17 protein-coding genes and 1 other RNA gene are annotated in these 17784 nt (G+C 31.8%); 4 read left to right on the top strand and 14 right to left on the bottom strand.

Features of this window, described 5'->3' with window-relative positions:
* Positions 1-26: 26 nt before the first annotated feature.
* Together ACT53I_RS03905 and atpD are read right to left on the bottom strand one after the other, a co-directional pair.
* Positions 27-311, bottom strand: coding sequence for a FoF1 ATP synthase subunit delta/epsilon (locus ACT53I_RS03905; protein ID WP_104792726.1), 285 nt, complete (start codon positions 309-311; stop codon positions 27-29).
* Positions 312-396: 85 nt separating this feature from the next.
* Positions 397-1905, bottom strand: coding sequence for a F0F1 ATP synthase subunit beta (gene atpD / locus ACT53I_RS03900; protein WP_104792801.1), 1509 nt, complete (start codon positions 1903-1905; stop codon positions 397-399).
* A gap of 104 nt (positions 1906-2009) precedes the next feature.
* Here atpD and ACT53I_RS03895 point away from each other — a divergent pair, with 104 nt between their 5' ends.
* Entirely contained in the window at positions 2010-2936 is a 927-nt protein-coding gene (locus ACT53I_RS03895) for a bifunctional riboflavin kinase/FAD synthetase (RefSeq protein ID WP_476078514.1), read from the top strand.
* An 88-nt stretch (positions 2937-3024) separates the two neighbouring features.
* Positions 3025-3783: a TerC family protein gene (locus ACT53I_RS03890; RefSeq protein WP_424306754.1), complete on the top strand. Its 759-nt coding sequence runs from the start codon at positions 3025-3027 to the stop codon at positions 3781-3783.
* Positions 3784-3816: 33 nt separating this feature from the next.
* On the opposite strand, the gene ACT53I_RS03885 is transcribed toward ACT53I_RS03890, so the two are convergent.
* Both ACT53I_RS03885 and ACT53I_RS03880 read right to left on the bottom strand, forming a co-directional pair.
* Positions 3817-7557: a tetratricopeptide repeat protein gene (locus tag ACT53I_RS03885; protein WP_476078513.1), complete on the bottom strand. Its 3741-nt coding sequence runs from the start codon at positions 7555-7557 to the stop codon at positions 3817-3819.
* 1 nt (position 7558) lies between these two features.
* Positions 7559-7909 (bottom strand): MmcQ/YjbR family DNA-binding protein, encoded by a 351-nt coding sequence (locus ACT53I_RS03880; protein WP_374450570.1) that lies wholly within the window; start codon positions 7907-7909, stop codon positions 7559-7561.
* Between the two features lie 135 nt (positions 7910-8044).
* On the opposite strand from ACT53I_RS03880, the gene ACT53I_RS03875 reads away from it, so the two are divergent.
* On the top strand, positions 8045-8701 hold the full coding sequence (locus ACT53I_RS03875) for an NAD(P)H-binding protein (protein WP_476078512.1): 657 nt from the start codon (positions 8045-8047) through the stop codon (positions 8699-8701).
* Between the two features lie 130 nt (positions 8702-8831).
* Here the strand turns inward: ACT53I_RS03875 and ACT53I_RS03870 are convergent, their stop codons facing one another.
* The 10 genes from ACT53I_RS03870 to ACT53I_RS03825 all read right to left on the bottom strand — a co-directional run bounded on the left by ACT53I_RS03870 (position 8832) and on the right by ACT53I_RS03825 (position 17581).
* Positions 8832-9368, bottom strand: coding sequence for a glutathione peroxidase (locus tag ACT53I_RS03870; protein ID WP_476078511.1), 537 nt, complete (start codon positions 9366-9368; stop codon positions 8832-8834).
* Between the two features lie 91 nt (positions 9369-9459).
* Positions 9460-10122: an outer membrane lipoprotein-sorting protein gene (locus tag ACT53I_RS03865; protein WP_476078510.1), complete on the bottom strand. Its 663-nt coding sequence runs from the start codon at positions 10120-10122 to the stop codon at positions 9460-9462.
* A gap of 100 nt (positions 10123-10222) precedes the next feature.
* Positions 10223-11005 (bottom strand): 3-deoxy-manno-octulosonate cytidylyltransferase, encoded by a 783-nt coding sequence (kdsB, locus tag ACT53I_RS03860; RefSeq protein ID WP_476078509.1) that lies wholly within the window; start codon positions 11003-11005, stop codon positions 10223-10225.
* 97 nt (positions 11006-11102) lie between these two features.
* On the bottom strand, positions 11103-12356 hold the full coding sequence (locus ACT53I_RS03855) for a pyridoxal phosphate-dependent aminotransferase (RefSeq protein WP_476078508.1): 1254 nt from the start codon (positions 12354-12356) through the stop codon (positions 11103-11105).
* Positions 12357-12480: 124 nt separating this feature from the next.
* A complete protein-coding gene (locus ACT53I_RS03850) occupies positions 12481-14193 on the bottom strand; it encodes a phospho-sugar mutase (RefSeq protein ID WP_476078506.1) in 1713 nt (570 codons plus the stop codon).
* A gap of 12 nt (positions 14194-14205) precedes the next feature.
* Positions 14206-14598: a hypothetical protein gene (locus ACT53I_RS03845; RefSeq protein ID WP_476078505.1), complete on the bottom strand. Its 393-nt coding sequence runs from the start codon at positions 14596-14598 to the stop codon at positions 14206-14208.
* A 7-nt stretch (positions 14599-14605) separates the two neighbouring features.
* Complete coding sequence (locus tag ACT53I_RS03840) at positions 14606-15319, bottom strand: GIN domain-containing protein (RefSeq protein ID WP_476078504.1); 714 nt, start codon at positions 15317-15319, stop codon at positions 14606-14608.
* 178 nt (positions 15320-15497) lie between these two features.
* Complete coding sequence (locus tag ACT53I_RS03835) at positions 15498-16451, bottom strand: glycosyltransferase family 2 protein (RefSeq protein ID WP_476078503.1); 954 nt, start codon at positions 16449-16451, stop codon at positions 15498-15500.
* Between the two features lie 6 nt (positions 16452-16457).
* Positions 16458-17003: a hypothetical protein gene (locus ACT53I_RS03830; protein WP_476078502.1), complete on the bottom strand. Its 546-nt coding sequence runs from the start codon at positions 17001-17003 to the stop codon at positions 16458-16460.
* Positions 17003-17581 carry a DUF4199 domain-containing protein gene (locus tag ACT53I_RS03825; RefSeq protein ID WP_476078501.1) on the bottom strand — a complete coding sequence of 193 codons (579 nt, stop codon included), beginning with the start codon at positions 17579-17581 and terminating at the stop codon, positions 17003-17005. Before ACT53I_RS03825 ends, ACT53I_RS03830 begins: the two co-directional genes overlap by 1 nt.
* Before the next feature lie 73 nt (positions 17582-17654).
* On the opposite strand from ACT53I_RS03825, the gene ffs reads away from it, so the two are divergent.
* Positions 17655-17752, top strand: an RNA gene (gene ffs, locus ACT53I_RS03820) — signal recognition particle sRNA small type.
* The last annotated feature ends 32 nt before the right edge of the window (positions 17753-17784 follow it).

Below are 17784 nucleotides of genomic sequence, written 5' to 3'. Positions count from 1 at the left end.
GAGTTTTTAATTTATTGTGAAGAATTTTAATCACAAAGGATTATTCCTTTATCATTACTAAATTCTACTACACCACTGTTGATGGAATAAGAAAAAACACTGTTCTTTTCGTTTTCTTTGGTAAAGAATTTTGCAAAATTTTCATTCTGAATTTCATTCGTGAAAACTCTTACTTTACCATTCACTAAAGAAGAAACAATAGCGGCGTGGTTTTTCATGATATGGAAATCACCATTTTTTCCAGGAAGAAGAACTGAATCTACTTCGCCATCAAAAACTACAAATTCCGGAGTTAATATTTTAATATTCATTTCTTTTCAAATTATAGATTATAGATTTTAAATTTTAAATTATTGAAATCAAATCTAAAATCTAAAATTTAACATTTAAAATTTATTAAGCGTTTTCAGCAAGCATTTTTTGACCTGCTTCGATAGCTTCTTCGATAGTTCCTTTCAAGTTGAAAGCTGCTTCTGGTAAGTGATCCAACTCACCATCGATGATCATGTTGAAACCTTTGATAGTATCTTTGATATCTACTAAAGCTCCTTTAAGACCTGTAAATTGCTCTGCAACGTGGAAAGGTTGAGATAAGAATCTCTGTACTTTTCTAGCTCTATATACTACTAATTTATCTTCTTCTGAAAGTTCTTCCATACCAAGGATTGCGATGATATCTTGAAGCGCTTTATATCTTTGAAGAATTTCTTTTACTCTCTGAGCTGTATTATAATGATCTGCTCCTAAAATTTCTGGAGTTAAGATTCTAGAAGTAGAAGCTAGTGGATCTACTGCTGGATAAATACCTAATGAAGCAATTTTTCTATCTAATACGGTAGTTGCATCTAAGTGAGCAAAAGTAGTTGCTGGAGCCGGGTCAGTTAAGTCATCCGCAGGAACGTAGATTGCTTGTACAGAAGTAATAGAACCGTTTTTAGTAGAAGTAATTCTTTCTTGCATTGCTCCCATTTCAGAAGCAAGAGTTGGCTGGTAACCTACTGCAGAAGGCATACGTCCTAAAAGTGCAGATACCTCAGAACCCGCTTGAGTAAATCTAAAGATATTATCTACGAAGAATAATACGTCTCTACCTTGACCAGATTCACCACCATCTCTGAAATATTCAGCAACAGTAAGACCAGAAAGTGCTACTCTAGCTCTTGCACCAGGAGGTTCGTTCATTTGTCCGAAAACGAAGGTACATTTAGAATCTTTCATTTCTTCTAAATCTACTTTAGATAAATCCCATCCACCTTCTTCCATAGAGTGCATGAAACCTTCACCATATTTGATGATACCAGATTCTAACATCTCTCTAAGAAGGTCGTTTCCTTCTCTTGTTCTTTCACCTACACCAGCGAACACAGATAAACCACCGTGTCCTTTAGCAATATTGTTGATTAATTCTTGAATTAATACTGTTTTTCCTACACCAGCACCACCGAATAAACCAATCTTACCACCTTTTGCATAAGGTTCGATAAGGTCGATTACTTTGATACCAGTAAATAAAACTTCAGCCGAAGTAGAAAGCTGATCGAAATGAGGAGCTTCTCTGTGGATTGGCAAACCGCCATCTTTAGATAAATTAGGAAGTCCGTCAATTGCATTACCTACTACGTTAAAAAGTCTTCCGTTTACACCATCACCTGTAGGCATGGTAATTTGGTTTCCTGTTCCTACAACTTCTTGCCCTCTTTGTAAACCGTCAGTAGCGTCCATTGAGATACATCTTACCATATCTTCACCAATGTGTTGTTCTACTTCTAATACAACAGTTTCTCCGTTTGATTTTTTAATTTCAAGAGCATCATAAATTTTTGGTAATTCTTCTACTTCTTGAAAAAGAACGTCTATAACTGGACCGATAATTTGTGAAATTTTCCCTTTAATTTGGTTTGCCATTGCTTTATTTTTTCTTGTGGTGCAAATATAGTGATTCTCTTCAAAATACATAATCAAAAATCAATATTTTTTTTCATCTTTGCACACAGAAAATGTAAGCGGTTTTGAAACTCATTGAAGATTTAAATTTTTATCACGAAAAATCTCCTAAAGTTCTTTCTTTAGGAATGTTTGACGGAGTTCATCTCGGTCATATTTCCATCATCAATCAATTGAAAGACAAGGCAAAAAAAAATAATTTAGAGACTTCTTTGCTCACCTTTTGGCCTCATCCTAGGAAAATTTTCAACCCAAATGATGACCTTAAACTGCTCAACACTTTAGAAGAGAAACTTTTTTTACTAGAAAAGGCTGGAATTGACATTTTATTTTTACAAAAATTTGATGAACATTTCAGAAACTTAACTGGCGAAGAATTTATCCGTGAAATTCTCATCAAAAAACTGAATGTAAAACACATTATCATAGGTCACGACCACGTTTTCGGGAAAAATAAATCTGGAAATTTCGAACTGCTTAAAAAGCTTTCTTCCGAATTAGATTTTACTGTAGAGCAATTACAAGCCATCAAAAATGAAGATGATTTCAATATCAGTTCTACTAAAATCAGAAATTGCTTAGGAAACGGAAACATCGTGGGCGCCAATAAAATGCTGGGTTATTCCTACTCTCTTTCTGGAAAAGTAATTGATGGGAAAAAATTGGGAAGAACAATTGGTTACCCTACTGCAAATCTAGAAATAGACGAACTGAAACTCTTGCCTAAAAAAGGGGCTTACATTGTAGAAGTTTTTGTGAAAGACCAATTTTACAAAGGCATGATGAGCATTGGTACTAATCCTACTGTAAATGGTGATAAATTGACTGCAGAAGTGTACATTTTAGACTTCAATCAAGATATTTATGGCGAAGTTATCACTGTAAAATTCAGAGATTTTCTACACGAAGAAATTAAATTCGAATCGCTAGAAAAACTCATCGAAAGATTAGATGAAGACAAGGTTTTGACCGAAAATTTTAACTTTAGTTAAGAGTTAGAATCATATAAATTTTCAATCAGATTTTATAAAATTAGATTCATAAGTTTCTATAGTTTTGTGAAAATCATAAAATAAAACTATGGAAGCAGAAATTATTATTTCTTTACTTACTCTAATCGCACTAGAAACCGTTCTAGGAATAGACAATGTTATTTTCATTTCTATTTTGGCGAATAAATTACCTGTAAACCAACAGAAAAAAGCCAGAAGAATCGGGCTTATTCTTGCCGGAGTGATGAGACTTGGTTTATTACTTTTGATTAGTCAAATTATGAAACTAGACCAAGATTTATTTACCGTTTTCGAAACGGGAATCTCAGGTAAAGATTTGATTTTAATTCTCGGAGGTTTATTCCTACTTTACAAAAGTACCGCCGAAATTTATCATAAAATGGAAGGCGAAGATGGGGATGTAACTAAAACCATGATTGTAACGAGTTTCGGACAAGTGATATTCCAAATTTTACTAATGGATTTGGTGTTCTCTATTGATTCCATTATTACCGCAGTAGGAATGGTAAAAGAAGTTTGGGTAATGTATGTAGCGGTAATTGTTACAGTGATTATCATGCTATTTGCAGCAGAACCTATCAGCAATTTTGTAAATAAACACCCTGCTTTTAAAATTTTAGCACTTTCATTCTTGCTTTTGATTGGTTTCTCACTAATCGTGGAAGGTTTTGGCAAAGAAATTCCGAAAGGTTATATTTATTTCGCGATGGCATTTTCGCTTTTGGTAGATATTATTCAAATGAAAACGACCAAAAAATCTGAACCTGTACATCTTCACGAACATTACAAAGAAGAAGAACAGCATCTTGATAAAGATGTTTTATAAAAAAAGGCTGTCAAAATTTGACAGCCTTTTCTATTATTTGTAAGCAATGATTTGTTCTTCTGCTTGAATAACTTCGCTTGCGAATTTTTTAAATTCTGGATATTCTGAAACACTCACATTCTCCCAAGAAGGATTTGCCAATTTTGTAATTTTCAGTTTATTAGGACTTATTAATTCATATTTAATAGAATATTTATGTTTTTTGTAGGTTAATTCTTTGTTTTCTGGTATTTCTGTAAACTTAGAATTAGCTGGAATATTAATTATAATTTCTTCAGCATATTGGTTGATATTTTCATATTGAACATAATCAATCTCAGACTTTCTATTTTCTAAAGCGATAAGATTTTTAGTGTAAGGCTTTATCAGAATAGGAATTTGAGTAAGCTTAAGACTTCCTACCGTTTGTGGTTTTTCGTTTATGTTAAATTTAACTTCGTAGACTAAAGGATTAGAAGACAAATCTTTTCCACTCACAAGTTTTATAGATTGTGCAGAAATCACTTTGTCTAAAACGCTACCTAAATCTTCTTCTACTCTACTTTTTCTATCATCATCTGAATAACTCTCAGAAAACAAATCGTTGTAATATGCTTTTTGCCCACCAAAATTCTGATATTCTGCGGTAATTATTTTCTTATCTTCAGTGATATTTACCTCAGTTTTGATGGCTATTTTGTTCTCTAAGTTATTTTGGTAAGGTAAATCTATAATTACTGAGTTTTCATTTTCTGATTTATCTTTCCCGATAACTAAAGCTTTTGCTCTGATATTGGTATTTGAAATAGAATTGAATGGCAAAAATTTATCTGTCATTTCCAGAAAATACTCTTTTCCGTCTAAATTAGCTTTTACAATACAGTGGTTAAAGCCAATATTAGGAATTGTTAAATAGTTTTTAGCATTATCATTCGTAGAGACTAAAACGAGATTTGCAGAAATTTTCGCTTGTTGAGCCAAAACCATAAATAAAGTAGAAAGATCTTTGCAATCACCTAGTTTAGTTACCAATGTTTTAGATGGTCTCTGTGGAATATAACCACTTTGTCTAAAGTTTACTGAACTGTAATTTACATTTTTTTCTATGTAGTCATAGATTTGTTGAGCAATTTCATATTGCGTGAAACCGCTGGTTCCTTTTGGAAATATTTTATTAAAGGTATCAATCGTAATTTTATCTGGATTAGTTACTTTCTTCACTAAATCTGAGTACCAATTGGCAATTTCTTTCCAAGAATTAAGAGTTCCTACATTTACAGAAGTCGCAATATCTGCATATTGTTTTGAAAAACTTTCTTCTTTAGACAATTGAGGAAGATTTTTTAAGGTCCAAGTTGTATAAGTTTTTTTCTCAATTTTCTTACTTGTAAATGGTACGTTACCATTATTATAGACTATATTGTATTTTAAATTCTCTGGAGAAATTACCGTAAAAGTAGATTCTACTACAGGATAATATCCATTAAAATAAGAAGCTTCATTAAAATCTTTATAAAATCTACCTGTTTCTCTTTCGGTTACATCATATTGTAAGATAATAACATCTCCTACCGCTAAATTTGTAAAGACTATATTTCCGTAATTTTCTTCTGCTGGAACTATAGAACCATTAGGTTTTACAATTTCTGCTTTTTTCACTACTCCATTTACAGAATATTCTTTTAATTCTTCTATTCCCGCTTCAGAAGTAATTTCGTAGATGTAAGAGCTTCTTTTTTTGAGTCCCCCTTCTTCTAATACATTTACAATATATTCATCTAATAACGTAGTTACGCCTAAATCTCCTTTGTGTGTAGTATTTCTTCTCTGTTTTGCTAATGCATATAAATCTTTTACGGCAACTCTATCAATATCATTTATTTTCTTGGTTAAGTCTTCTAAATATTGATTTACTTTATCATTTCCAGAGTTATATGAAAGCGATTTTTTATAATAATTAGCCGCTTCTTCTTTGTTATTTAAATTACCAAACAAAACTCCTTTCGTAGAAAGATTGTTGTAAGAAAATGGGAAATTATCTAAGTTACGATTGATTTCAACCATTGCTTCTTCATACTTTTTCTCTTTGATGAGAATTTCTGCATATTTTTCTCGATAGAGGTTAATGAACGGATAAGCTTCAGACAATTTTTTAAGGATTTTTTTAGCATCTTCATCGCGTTTTGCATCTATATAATAATCTACCAATGTAAGCAACAACTCATAATTATCTCTTTTTTCCAATGCTTTTTCCAATCTTTGAATTGCTCCGTTACCATTCGATTTTTGAACATCATAAATCTGAGCAAATCCTTTTAAATACTTCTCGTTGTTATACGAATCTGCAATGAGTTTATCTAAAATAGTGATGATTTCAGAAATATTAGATTTTCTTACTTCTATCATCATTTCTAGTAAATCTGTAAATGCTGTAGCCTTTGTCTTTTTAGATTTTTCAACCAGTTTTTGAAGTTCATCCATACTACCAGTCTGTAAAAAATCTTTATCAGAAGCTTTAGAAATTACGTTGTAGTAATAATCAGGATCATTAATTTCTATATTTTTTATAATTTCTAATGCTTTTTGATTATCTGCAATATTGTTATAATAACCAATCCATATAAATCCAAGTAAAGATGAATTAGGATATTTTTTAGATAATTCTTCTAATAAAATTCTGCTCTTTTCATTTTTATTAAACATAATATCGGCATAAGCCAACATAATCTGATGCGAAATAAGAGAAGGATTTTCCTTTATTTTTTGAGCTAGAAAATCTTGATAAGGAAAGTTTTTCGCTTCTGGATTTACTTCTTGAAGCGTTTTTGGTTGATAATTTTGGTAAGTGTTATAATATTTTAAATCTGTAAATCTATTCTTCTGTTCATCTGAAAACAAAGCAAAAATAGCCGTAGAATTATTAAGTTCAGACTTCAGTAAAAGCCTATTCATCCCTTTAGAAAGCTTCACTTTTACAAGGTAGTTTCCTATTTCATTAATATATTCATCAGAACTTCTTACAATTTCTACATCATTTAAAAATGCTTTAAATTCTGAAGAAGAACCCAGTTCTAGCAAGACTGTTCTATCTTCTGGAGATTCTATAAAAGTTTGTGCATACATTATTCCTTCTCCATATTCATTTTCATTTGCATAGAAATGAATAATATCTTCATCTTCGTCTTTTGCATTATACCAATGAACCATTCCATTACTATTGGCATTGAATTTTTTATCATTTTTAGCATAGGTTTCTGGTTCATATTCTATATCTAGACCACTCCCATTAAGATTTTCAAAAACTCCGCAGAATTGCCATTTATTCACAGCACCTATTTTCTGCAAGTTATCTTTTGCAGAAACATTCTCTCTTCTTAATTTATCAGCATAATATTTATAATAAATAACACTGAAATCATTCCCAAATTTGCTCTTGCTTAATAAATCTATCTTCTTATAAAAATTATCATCTATACCATTCTGAGCAATTCTATTCATCATAAAAGGCATATAAAACAAAGCTCTAAAATAGTTTTCATTGGGAGAAATAGCGATGAAATTTTTCACAAACTCATCATCATAATTAAGTTTTCCTTCTTCTAAATTAATAATGGCATCTAAGTATAAAGCATCTAATTCTTTGGTTTTTAAGTGAGCTAAAGATTTTTCATAAAGATTTCTAGCTTCAGTTCTTTTGTTTTTGAGTAATAAATCCCAAACTTTATTATAATTCTCATTCTGAGAGTACAATAAAATAAAGGAGAATGTAAAAATGGTTAGTAATAGTTTTCTCATGTTATTTATTAATTTCTAATTTTATTTTCTTCGTTAAACTTTCATACACCAATTGATAAGAATCATCAATGAGTTTTTTAATGAATTCCGGCTTCAATCCTTCACAAATTATAGAATTCCAATGTGTTTTATTCATGTGATAAGCTCCAGAAATTTGGTAATATTGCTCTCGGAGTTCTTCGTTATAATCTGCAGTGTTTTTTGCCGAAAAGACCAATGGTTGCTTTTCTAAAGCCATTAATAGAAACATTTTACCACCTACTTTAAAGACTAAAGTAGTTTCATCAAACGGAAAACCTTCCGTAACTCCTTTTTTGTTGAGACAATAATTACGGATTTCTTCAGCTTCCATTAGCGTAAATCATGATTGGGAATAATAAGTGACAATGTTGTTATTAGTTTTAACAAAAATACTAAATCATATTCAATTTTTTCTTAATTTTAAAGTAATATTTATCACTTTATCAATCCCTTTAAAAATTTTGTTATGAAGGCTTTAATTATAGGAGCAACTGGCGCTACAGGAAAAGATTTGGTTCAAAAACTAAGTCAAGACAAAGATTTCGAAGAAATTCATGCTTTTGTAAGAAAACCTGTAGAATCTAACTCTGAGAAAGTGAAATTTCATGTAGTAAATTTCGAAAAGCCAGAAGAATGGAAAGATTTGGTAAAAGGTGATGTCGCTTTTTCTTGCCTCGGAACTACCTTGAAAGATGCAGGAAGCAAGGAAGCACAGAGAAAAGTAGATTTTGATTATCAATTGCAATTTGCCAAAACTGCCAAAGAAAATGGCGTGGAAGATTTCGTTTTGGTTTCTGCTTATGGAGCCAATCCTAATTCTAAAATTTTCTACTCTAGAATGAAGGGCGAATTAGAAGAAGAAGTAAAAAAACTTCATTTTAATAAAATTACCATTTTCCAACCCGGAATGCTCGATCGAAAAAACACCGACAGAACTGGTGAAGTTTTAGGCGCTAGAATTATAAAATTTGCCAATAAATTTGGCGTTTTAGAATCTCAAAAACCATTGCCAACAGACATTTTAGCACAAGCTTTGGTGAATTCATCTAAAATAAAATCTTACGGATATTCTAAAATAAAATTAGGCAGTATTTTCAGTTTTGCAGAGAAAGGAAAAGAATAATAATTGCCGCGAATACACAAATTTTATTATCTATTTCCCACAGATTTCGCTGATTATGCAGATTTAAAATAAAAAACCGCAAAAATTACTTTGCGGTTAACTTTTATCTTTTGCCTTTATTCTTGATTCTTTATTTAAAATATTTCGTAATAGATTCAGAAGTAGGTTTCGTAGTACTTACAAAAGTATCGATTAACTCGCCTTTTTCGTTAAGCAAAAATTTCTCGAAGTTCCAAAGAATGGTAGTACTTTTTACTCCGTTTAGTTTTTTGTCTGTTAAAAATTTAAAAATGGGAGCAATATCTTTTCCTTTCACAGAAACTTTAGCCGCCATCGGAAAAGTAACTCCGTAATTTTTTTTGCAAAAAGCACCAATTGCTTCATTGCTTCCAGGTTCTTGTCCACCAAAATTGTTTGCAGGAAAACCTACAATCACCAATTGGTCTTTGTACGTTTCGTATAACTTCTGTAAACCTTCATATTGTGGCGTAAAACCACATTCTGACGCTGTATTTACAATTAGAATCTTCTTGCCTTTAAACTTAGAAAAATCAATGGTTTTACCGTCTAAAGCTTTCACTTTAAAAGAATGAATGGATTTTGCTTGTTGCGCCTGCGAAGAAAAAAGTCCAAAAAATGCCATAAGAATAAATAATATTTTTTTCATTTTGATTTTATTTGATTTCAAATTTAGGGATAAAAAAACTGCAAAATCCATAGAAATTGCAGTCATAGAAATTTTTTATCGTAAAGTTTTATTAGAACTTAAAAGTATTGGCTGGAAATGCTTTGTTGACTTCAATTTTATAGAGAATCATCACGTAATCTCCTTCTTTTTTAGGCGTAGTTGCTTCTATTCTAAAAGGCATTACCAAATTATTCACTTTTTTGAAATCAGAATACACCAACGTTTCGTCTTTCTTTTCTTCTTTCAGCAATAAATAGTTCTGAACATCAAAATAATAAACAGTTTTATTCACATTTTTGGTGAGTTCTACCTTATAACAATCTCTTTCTCCCACTTTTTCTTTCCCTAGAACTTGAGCGGTAAAACCTTTGTTTTCGTAATCGATGAAATCTGTGTCAAAGCTTTCTGGAACGTAATTTTTTTGAACCTGAAGTTTATTCACCACGTAATTCATAGCGTAACCATTTTTACCATCATAACCTTCGATTACATTTTCTTTATTCCCTATGAATACTACGGTTTTGGTAAGATTAGGTCTTTGTTGATAAATTCTCATAGGATATTCATCATTTACGCCTAGAATTACTTTTCCTTGTAGAATAATAGAATTCAGCAGTTTCCAGTTGGTTAAGCCTCCTGTTAACTCAATATTTTTATCAATAATTTGTTTAGCAGTTTGCGCCGAAAATATGGTGGTTACTAGAATTGTTGCGACTAATAGTATCTTTTTCATTCAATCTTTTTTACGAAGTTTCAAATATAAAGTTTTTGTGTTAAGTTCCAATTTTCAACACCCTTTTTTTTGAAATATTTATATCAACAGCATAACTTTTTTATGACGCTTTCGTTTCATTATTCAGAATAGCTTTCGCTTTTTCTAAATCTTCGGGAACATCTATTCCTACCCCAATGAAATCTGTTTCTATCATTTTGATTTTCATTCCGTTTTCCAGATAACGAATCGCTTCTATTTTTTCTGAAATTTCAAGTGGAGTCATCGCCAAATCAGCAAATTTCAACAATGCTTCTTTCCTGAATGCATAAACACCAATATGCTTGTAATACAAGTGTTCTACAGAGGTTTCTCTAGGATAAGGAATTACAGAACGACTGAAATACATCGCAAAATTCTGTAAATTTGTAATAACTTTTACATTATTCGGATTTTCGATTTCTTCCTTTTCCTTTAACCTGATTTTAAGCGAAGCCAATGAAATTTCTTTGTCAACATCATTTTTAAAAACTTGAATCAGTTGTTTCAAAGGCTCTGTTTTCAGGAAAGGTTCATCTCCTTGAACATTAATCACAATATCGCAATCAATATTTTGAACCGCTTCTGCTATTCTGTCGCTTCCTGTTTCGTGTTCACCTGTCATTACTGCTTTTCCACCGATTTTGGTGATTTCTTCAAAGATAATTTCTGAATCAGTCGCCACGAAAACCTCATCAAATAGCTGAGTTTCCACCACATTTTGATAAGTGGTAGCAATTACGGTTTTGTTGCCTAAAATCTGCATTAATTTCCCGGGAAATCTACTTGCAGCATAACGAGCTGGTATGACAGCGATAATTTTAAGCGTTTCGAATTTCGAGTTTCTGGTTCCGAGATTATTCATTATTGACTTTGATAATTTTATTTAAAAAAATCTCGCTGATTGAGCTGATTTAGCAGATCAAAATCCTCTAAATTTGCTCAATCTGCGAGAGATAAATTTATTTTAATTTAGCTAAAGCATTTTCAAGTTTCGGGAACATTTTTTGTAAATCTTCTACTGAACAAGCGCCAACTGATGCTCTAAACCAAGGCATTTCTCTAGAATTTCCAAATGCTGAAAATGGCACTAATGCTACTCCTGCATTTTCGATTAAATAGAAAACTAAATCGGTAGAATCTTTCAAAACCTTTCCGTCTTCAGTGGTTTTTCCTACATAATCCAATTTAATGGTCAAATACAAAGCACCCATTGGTTTAATGCTATCTACCGCGAAATTTTTAGATTTCATTTCTTGAATTCCAGCATGTAAAACTTCTAAACTGTGTGCAATTTTACCTTTGAAATCATTCACAAATTCGTTTACAGCTGGTGTATTATCTAAAAACTCAGCTACTGCTTGTTGTTCTGGTTTCGGCGCCCAAGCTCCAACATGTGTTAATAGCGCTTTCATTCTATCAATCACTTTAGTTGGTCCGAAACTCCATCCTACTCTAACTCCAGTTGCTGCAAAACATTTAGAAGTTCCATCGATATAAATAGTGTAATCTCTAAGTTCTGGATAGAGAGAAACTGGATTAAAATGTTCTGAATCACCAAACGTAAGCATTGCATAAATTTGGTCGTACATTAAGTAAAGTGGCTTTTCGCCTTCTCCTCTTTTTTTATTTTCTGCAATTACCGCTTCACAAATTTCTGAAAGTTGTTCTTTGGTAAACATGGTTCCTGTTGGGTTAAGCGGAGAACAAAGCGCCAATAAAACTGCACCTTCTAAATGTGGGGTAATTACATCTGCTGTCGGCAAAAAATTATCTTCTGGAGTAACTTCTAGTTCTACTGCATTGGCTGAAGTTAAGTAAGCGTAGTGGTTATTATTCCAAGAAGGAACGGCATAAACTACTTTGTCGCCTTCGTCTACAATAGTTTTAAAAGTAGCGTAAATCAAAGGACGAGAACCACCAGAAACCAAAATATCTTCTGGAGAATAATCTAAATCCCAACGAGATTTAATGTCTTTTGCTACTGCTTTTCTTAATGAAAGCAAACCATTTGCAGGAGGATAATTGGTTAAATTATCTGCGTAAGCTTTCTGAATATTTTGTTTTAATTCTGCAGGAATAGGATAAATGTTAGAATCTAAATCACCGATGGTGAGGTTGGCAATTTCAGCTCCTTGAGCTTTGAGTTCGTTTACTTGATTACCGATTTTAATAATTTCTGAACCGATAAGGTTTTGAGCGAGTTTTGAAACCACTTTTTATTAAGATTTTGTTGTTAATGATTTTTCAAATTTAAATAAAATAAAAAAGTTCACAAAAGATTAAAAACCTAAAGATTTGTTAAACTTCTGTGAACTTAAAAACATTAGATTAAAATATTTATAGTTTTAAATCTTTTTTTACTTCATTGATTTTTTGTTCCAGAGAAGCTTGTTTAGCTTTGAAATCTGCTTCGTTTTCAATTTTATCTTTCACAGAAAAATAGAATTTAATTTTCGGCTCTGTTCCAGAAGGACGAATGCAAACTTTAGTTCCGTCTTCTGTGTAATAGATTAACACATTAGATTTCGGGATTTCGTTCATTACTTTTTTCTCACCAGTAATCACATTTAAGCTGGTTTGTTCTTGGAAATCTTTTACTTCCAAAACTTTAGAACCTGCCAATTCTTTTACAGGATTTTCTCTGAAATCTACCATCATTTGAGCAATTTCTTCGGCACCAGTTCTTCCTTTTCTTACCACGTTTACCAAACCTTCTTGATACATACCAATTTCTTTGTAGATATCAATCATGTACTGATACATGGTTTTTCCTTGTGCTTTGCAAACAGCTGCAATTTCACAAGCCAATAAAATAGAGCCACAACTGTCTTTATCTCTTACGAAATCTCCTGTCATAAATCCGAAAGATTCTTCGCCACCGCAAATGAATTTTTCTTGTCCTTCTACATCACGAATCATTTTACCAATCCATTTGAAACCAGTCAATCCTACTTTGCAATCTACTCCGAATTTTTCAGCTACATCAAAGAAACAGTCAGAAGTTACAATCGTAGAACCGATGAACTCTTTTCCTGTAATTTTACCTGCTTTTTTCCATTGGTCAAGAATGTAATAGGTCAAAATCATATTGGTTTGGTTACCATTCAATAACTGAATTTCGCCATCTAGATTTCTAACCGCAATTCCTAATCTGTCACCATCTGGATCACAACCGATAACGATATCGCCATTGGTAATATTTGCTAAATCTACTGCCATTGTTAATGCTGCAGGTTCTTCAGGATTCGGAGATTCTACCGTTGGAAAATTTCCAGAAGGAATCATTTGTTCTTTTACCAAATCTACTTTGGTGAAACCTGCTTTTGCTAAAGCTTTAGGAATCGTAGTATAAGTAGTACCGTGAATAGAAGTGAAAACGATGTTTACATTATCTCTTCCAATATTTTGGTACAATGAATTTTCCATACAAGTATCGATGTACACATCATCTTGTTCTTCGCCAATCCATTCGATTAAATCATCACTTCCGTTGAATTTAATTTCGTCGAATTTTGTAGCGTAAACTTCTTTGATGATATTTTCATCATTTGGTGGAACTACTTGTGCTCCATCATTCCAATATACTTTGTAACCGTTGTATTCTGGTGGATTGTGAGAAGCCGTCAAAACGATTCCCGCATTACATTTTTTATCACGAACCGTGAAAGAAAGTTCTGGAGTTGGTCTGTGTTCTTTGAAAAGCAACACTTTAATTCCGTTTGCAGTAAGAACATCTGCACACATTTTTCCGAACTCTTTAGAATTATTTCTTACGTCATAAGCAATCGCTACTTTTATTTCTTCGCCCGGAAATTGCTGATGAAGATAATTTGCCAAACCTTGTGTAGCTTGACCCAATGTATATTTATTGAGACGATTGGTTCCTACTCCCATAATTCCTCTCATTCCGCCAGTCCCGAATTCTAATTCTCTGTAAAAACTGTCTTCTAATTCTGGAGAATTGGTATCAATCCAATTCTGAACTGTTGCTCTGGTTTCTGCATCAAAAGTATCTGATAACCAAAGTTTTGCTTTTTCCAAAGTTGTCATATATTTTTATTTTTATTTTTTTGCATTAATTAAATCTCTCATCATTGGTGTAACTTTCCAACAATCGTCAATTTCATTTTTATCGTTTTCCAAACAAGCCCAATAATAGATTTGATATTCATATATATCATAGTCTTTTTCAAGGATTTGTCTTACAATTTTTAAATATTTTTGAAATAATTCTTCATTTGATTGCTCTTCAACAGATTGAATTATTCCATCTAACAAGACAAATTTTTTATCATCATCATTCAATAATTTATAGTGATTGATATATTTATCAATATCAGAAGGATTAACTACTTCAAATGGCCAATCTTGCATCCATTCATCAAAAGGCAGATTTAATTCTTCTGCTAATTCTTTAATTGCTTTTGTTGTACCACTTCTAAATTTAGGTTTCATCAATAATTTACTTCAATTTCCTATTTTCAATGACTGCTTTGTCTTTTTTTGTTAATTTATTAAGCGGTTCTCCGTAGAAAATGAGTTTTGAGGTATTTTCTAGAGTTCCTATCATTTCTTGGTCTATGTTTAATCCTGCAGAAGCTCCATTTTTACTAAGAATTTCTAAATTTTCTACATAAAAATACGGCGCCATTATACTTGCAGAATCTGCTAATTTTAAATTCAAGTTTTTAGTTTCTCCTAGAATATTGGCATTAGATTTCTCTGCCATTTCTATTTTGCTTTTCGGAGCAATTACCGCTCCCATAAATTTAGAATTTCCTTTTAAATGAAGTGAAAATTCTGGTGTTTTTACTTGTCCAGAAACATTCATTTCTACTTTATCAGAAAGTGAAACCTCATTTAAATCGTTTTTACCGAAAATAGTGATATTGTAAAAATCTACTTGGTCTGTTTTTCGATTTTCTTCGATGGTTAAAATTCCGTTTTCTACTTCTATATCTAGATTTTTGTAAACATTAGGATACGTTTCTACACTTACCAAATTCTGATTTCCTTTCGCAAAAAACACTTTGAAATCTCCTTTAAGATTCAATTTAGTGAAATTTTCTACGGTTACATCTTTCACTTCTATTTCCCCTTTTGGAGAAATTTTAGAGCAAGCCAAAAGAGTAAGGCAAAGGTTTAGGTAAAGGAAAAGTTTTGTTATATTTTTCATTTTTTACATTGCGTTTCTACGGAATGATTCTATTTTTCATTTTTTCGTTGGAATAAATTCCAACGTTATAATATCTATCGTTCCTACGGAACTCTGCTATTTATTTTATTATTTCTACAAACGTTTCATTCCTACGGAACTTTTCATTTTCAAATTTTCAAATTAGCACACTTTCAAATTAAATTACCTCTTCAATATGGTAATTCTTATGACCTCTACTTTGTCTGATAATGAGTTCTCCTAAAAATCCAGCTACAAAAAGCAATGTTCCCATAATCATCATGGTTAAAGCGATGTAAAACCAAGGATTTTCGGCGATGAGATTTCCATAAACGTGGAAGTAATATACATCAATTAATTTTGTTGCACCCAACCAAAATGCAGATAAAAACCCGAAAATAAACATTAAAGTTCCTACCGCTCCGAAGAAGTGCATTGGTCTTCCTCCGAATTTGCTTACGAACCAAAGCGTAATTAAATCTAAAAATCCACGAATAAATCTTTCTGTCCCGAATTTAGAAGTTCCGTAAGGTCTTGCTTGATGTTGAACTGGTTTTTCGGTAATTTTTTTGAAACCCGCATTTGCAGCCAAAACAGGAATCCATCGGTGTAAATCTCCGTAAACATCTACCGATTTTACCACTTGTTTTCTGTATGCTTTCAAACCACAGTTAAAATCGTGTAATTCAACTCCAGAGAGATTTCTTGCCGCAGAATTGAACAATTTTGACGGAAGATTTTTAGTCATCACATTGTCAAAACGTTTTTTCTTCCAACCAGAAACCAAGTCGTATTTTTCGTCTACAATTTTACTGTATAATTCTGGAATTTCTTCTGGAAAATCTTGTAAATCTGCATCCATTGTAATCACTACATCGCCTTGAACTTTCTCAAAAGCGGCATGTAATGCTTGAGATTTCCCATAGTTTCTAGAAAATTTAATGCCGTGAACATGATGATTTTCTTTGGATAAATTTTCTATAATTTGCCACGAAGAATCTGTACTTCCATCATCTACGAACCAAATTTCGTAAGACAATTGGTTTTCTTGGCACACTTTATTTATTCTTGCATAAAGCTCGTGCAAAGATTCTTCTTCGTTTAATAAAGGAACTACAACGGATAGATTCATTAAAAATTATTTTATTTTTTTGAAAATTAATATCGCTAAAACGAACAGCAAAATTACAAAATATAAGCTTGTAAATAGACTTTTTATTACAGTAAATGTGCTGATTATTCTCACGCCTATTTCAGAGATTTTAGGATAAGAAGTGAGTAAATAAATAAGACCGAAATTTTCTAAATAATCGAAAACTCCAGCAATTACAGGGAATAAAACCAAAAGAAACCAAGATTCTAATTTGCCAATTTTCTTAAGAAAGAAACTCAAAATCAGAATATTACTGATCATAAACAAGAGAGGATATACTAAATCTAATGGCAACTGACGAAACAGATAAAAATTTCTGCCACTCTTCCCTAGATTTCCTAAAAGTTCTTTGGCATAAGTAAAACTGTAACCATTTGGTTTCATGTCAAAAATCTGTAAACCATTCGCAAAATCAGTCAATTTTGGAATCGTAAAAAAAATCATGGCAAAATAAACCACACTTGACAACACGAAAAAAGTAAGAACTTTTTTCCCCGTCAAATTTCTGGAAACAGTAGTTTTTAAGCTCATTATTCGAATGTTTTATTTCTAAAGAAAGTTCCGAAGAATGTAGAAAGAATGGTATAAAATACCAAAACTGCAGCAAAAAAATACGTGAAGTTTCTGAAGGTAAACATATCTTTATCTTTTACCAATTCTGGTGCAAAACTTTGCAATCTTTCTTGATATTTTTTGTCCAGTTCTTCTTTGTCTTCTTTTTTAGCTAAAATTTGCTTTGCCTTGTTATATTCATTGTCAAGCTCTGTTTTTTGACGCTCTACATATTGGTGATTCAGTAAATCTTTAGCATCTGTATCTACATAATTCAGAAAGGCAAAAATGCTGAACATGGAAAGAAAACCACCAATAAACATGGGCTTAAAAGCTCTACCAAAAGCATCTCTAAAACCTATTTCTTTTACTTCTTTTTTGTAAGTTGTCACCGAAAAATAAGCACCTAAAGTATAAAGCGCAGGCATTAAAAATGCATTAAGAAGCATACTTGTGTTAAAATAATTGGTATTATAACCAAAAAAATACACTCCAAAGAACACTAACATGGTCGCGATAAATATCAGAAAACCAAATGTATAAACGTTTTTACTCATTTTATTTTTAAAATTTTTTCTCGAAAATACGAGATTAGATTTTGAATTTTAAATTAATTCAGTATTTTTGCACCGGCAAGTCCTAAACAACCAGCTCCTGAGAATCCTCCAGGGTGGGAACGCAGCAAAGGTAATCGGTCGTAGCGGTGTGATTTAGGTAGCTTGCCATTTTTTTATGTCTTTTTTTGAAATTTTTCAGAAAA

It is taken from the genome of Cloacibacterium sp. DMC96 (assembly GCF_056313765.1).
The sequence above is the reverse complement of the archived record's forward strand: the minus strand, read 5'-3'. Positions and strand labels throughout refer to the sequence as shown.

Coding starts and splice junctions, on each gene's coding strand:
- ACT53I_RS03840 (WP_476078504.1), bottom strand. CDS start 15,319: ATGAAAAATATAACAAAACTTTTCCTTTACCTAAACCTTTGCCTTACT.
- ACT53I_RS03865 (WP_476078510.1), bottom strand. CDS start 10,122: ATGAAAAAGATACTATTAGTCGCAACAATTCTAGTAACCACCATATTT.
- ACT53I_RS03830 (WP_476078502.1), bottom strand. CDS start 17,003: ATGAGCTTAAAAACTACTGTTTCCAGAAATTTGACGGGGAAAAAAGTT.
- ACT53I_RS03905 (WP_104792726.1), bottom strand. CDS start 311: ATGAATATTAAAATATTAACTCCGGAATTTGTAGTTTTTGATGGCGAA.
- ACT53I_RS03850 (WP_476078506.1), bottom strand. CDS start 14,193: ATGACAACTTTGGAAAAAGCAAAACTTTGGTTATCAGATACTTTTGAT.
- atpD (WP_104792801.1), bottom strand. CDS start 1,905: ATGGCAAACCAAATTAAAGGGAAAATTTCACAAATTATCGGTCCAGTT.
- ACT53I_RS03845 (WP_476078505.1), bottom strand. CDS start 14,598: ATGAAACCTAAATTTAGAAGTGGTACAACAAAAGCAATTAAAGAATTA.
- ACT53I_RS03885 (WP_476078513.1), bottom strand. CDS start 7,557: ATGAGAAAACTATTACTAACCATTTTTACATTCTCCTTTATTTTATTG.
- ACT53I_RS03870 (WP_476078511.1), bottom strand. CDS start 9,368: ATGAAAAAAATATTATTTATTCTTATGGCATTTTTTGGACTTTTTTCT.
- ACT53I_RS03890 (WP_424306754.1), top strand. CDS start 3,025: ATGGAAGCAGAAATTATTATTTCTTTACTTACTCTAATCGCACTAGAA.
- ACT53I_RS03835 (WP_476078503.1), bottom strand. CDS start 16,451: ATGAATCTATCCGTTGTAGTTCCTTTATTAAACGAAGAAGAATCTTTG.
- ACT53I_RS03825 (WP_476078501.1), bottom strand. CDS start 17,581: ATGAGTAAAAACGTTTATACATTTGGTTTTCTGATATTTATCGCGACC.
- kdsB (WP_476078509.1), bottom strand. CDS start 11,005: ATGAATAATCTCGGAACCAGAAACTCGAAATTCGAAACGCTTAAAATT.
- ACT53I_RS03880 (WP_374450570.1), bottom strand. CDS start 7,909: ATGGAAGCTGAAGAAATCCGTAATTATTGTCTCAACAAAAAAGGAGTT.
- ACT53I_RS03875 (WP_476078512.1), top strand. CDS start 8,045: ATGAAGGCTTTAATTATAGGAGCAACTGGCGCTACAGGAAAAGATTTG.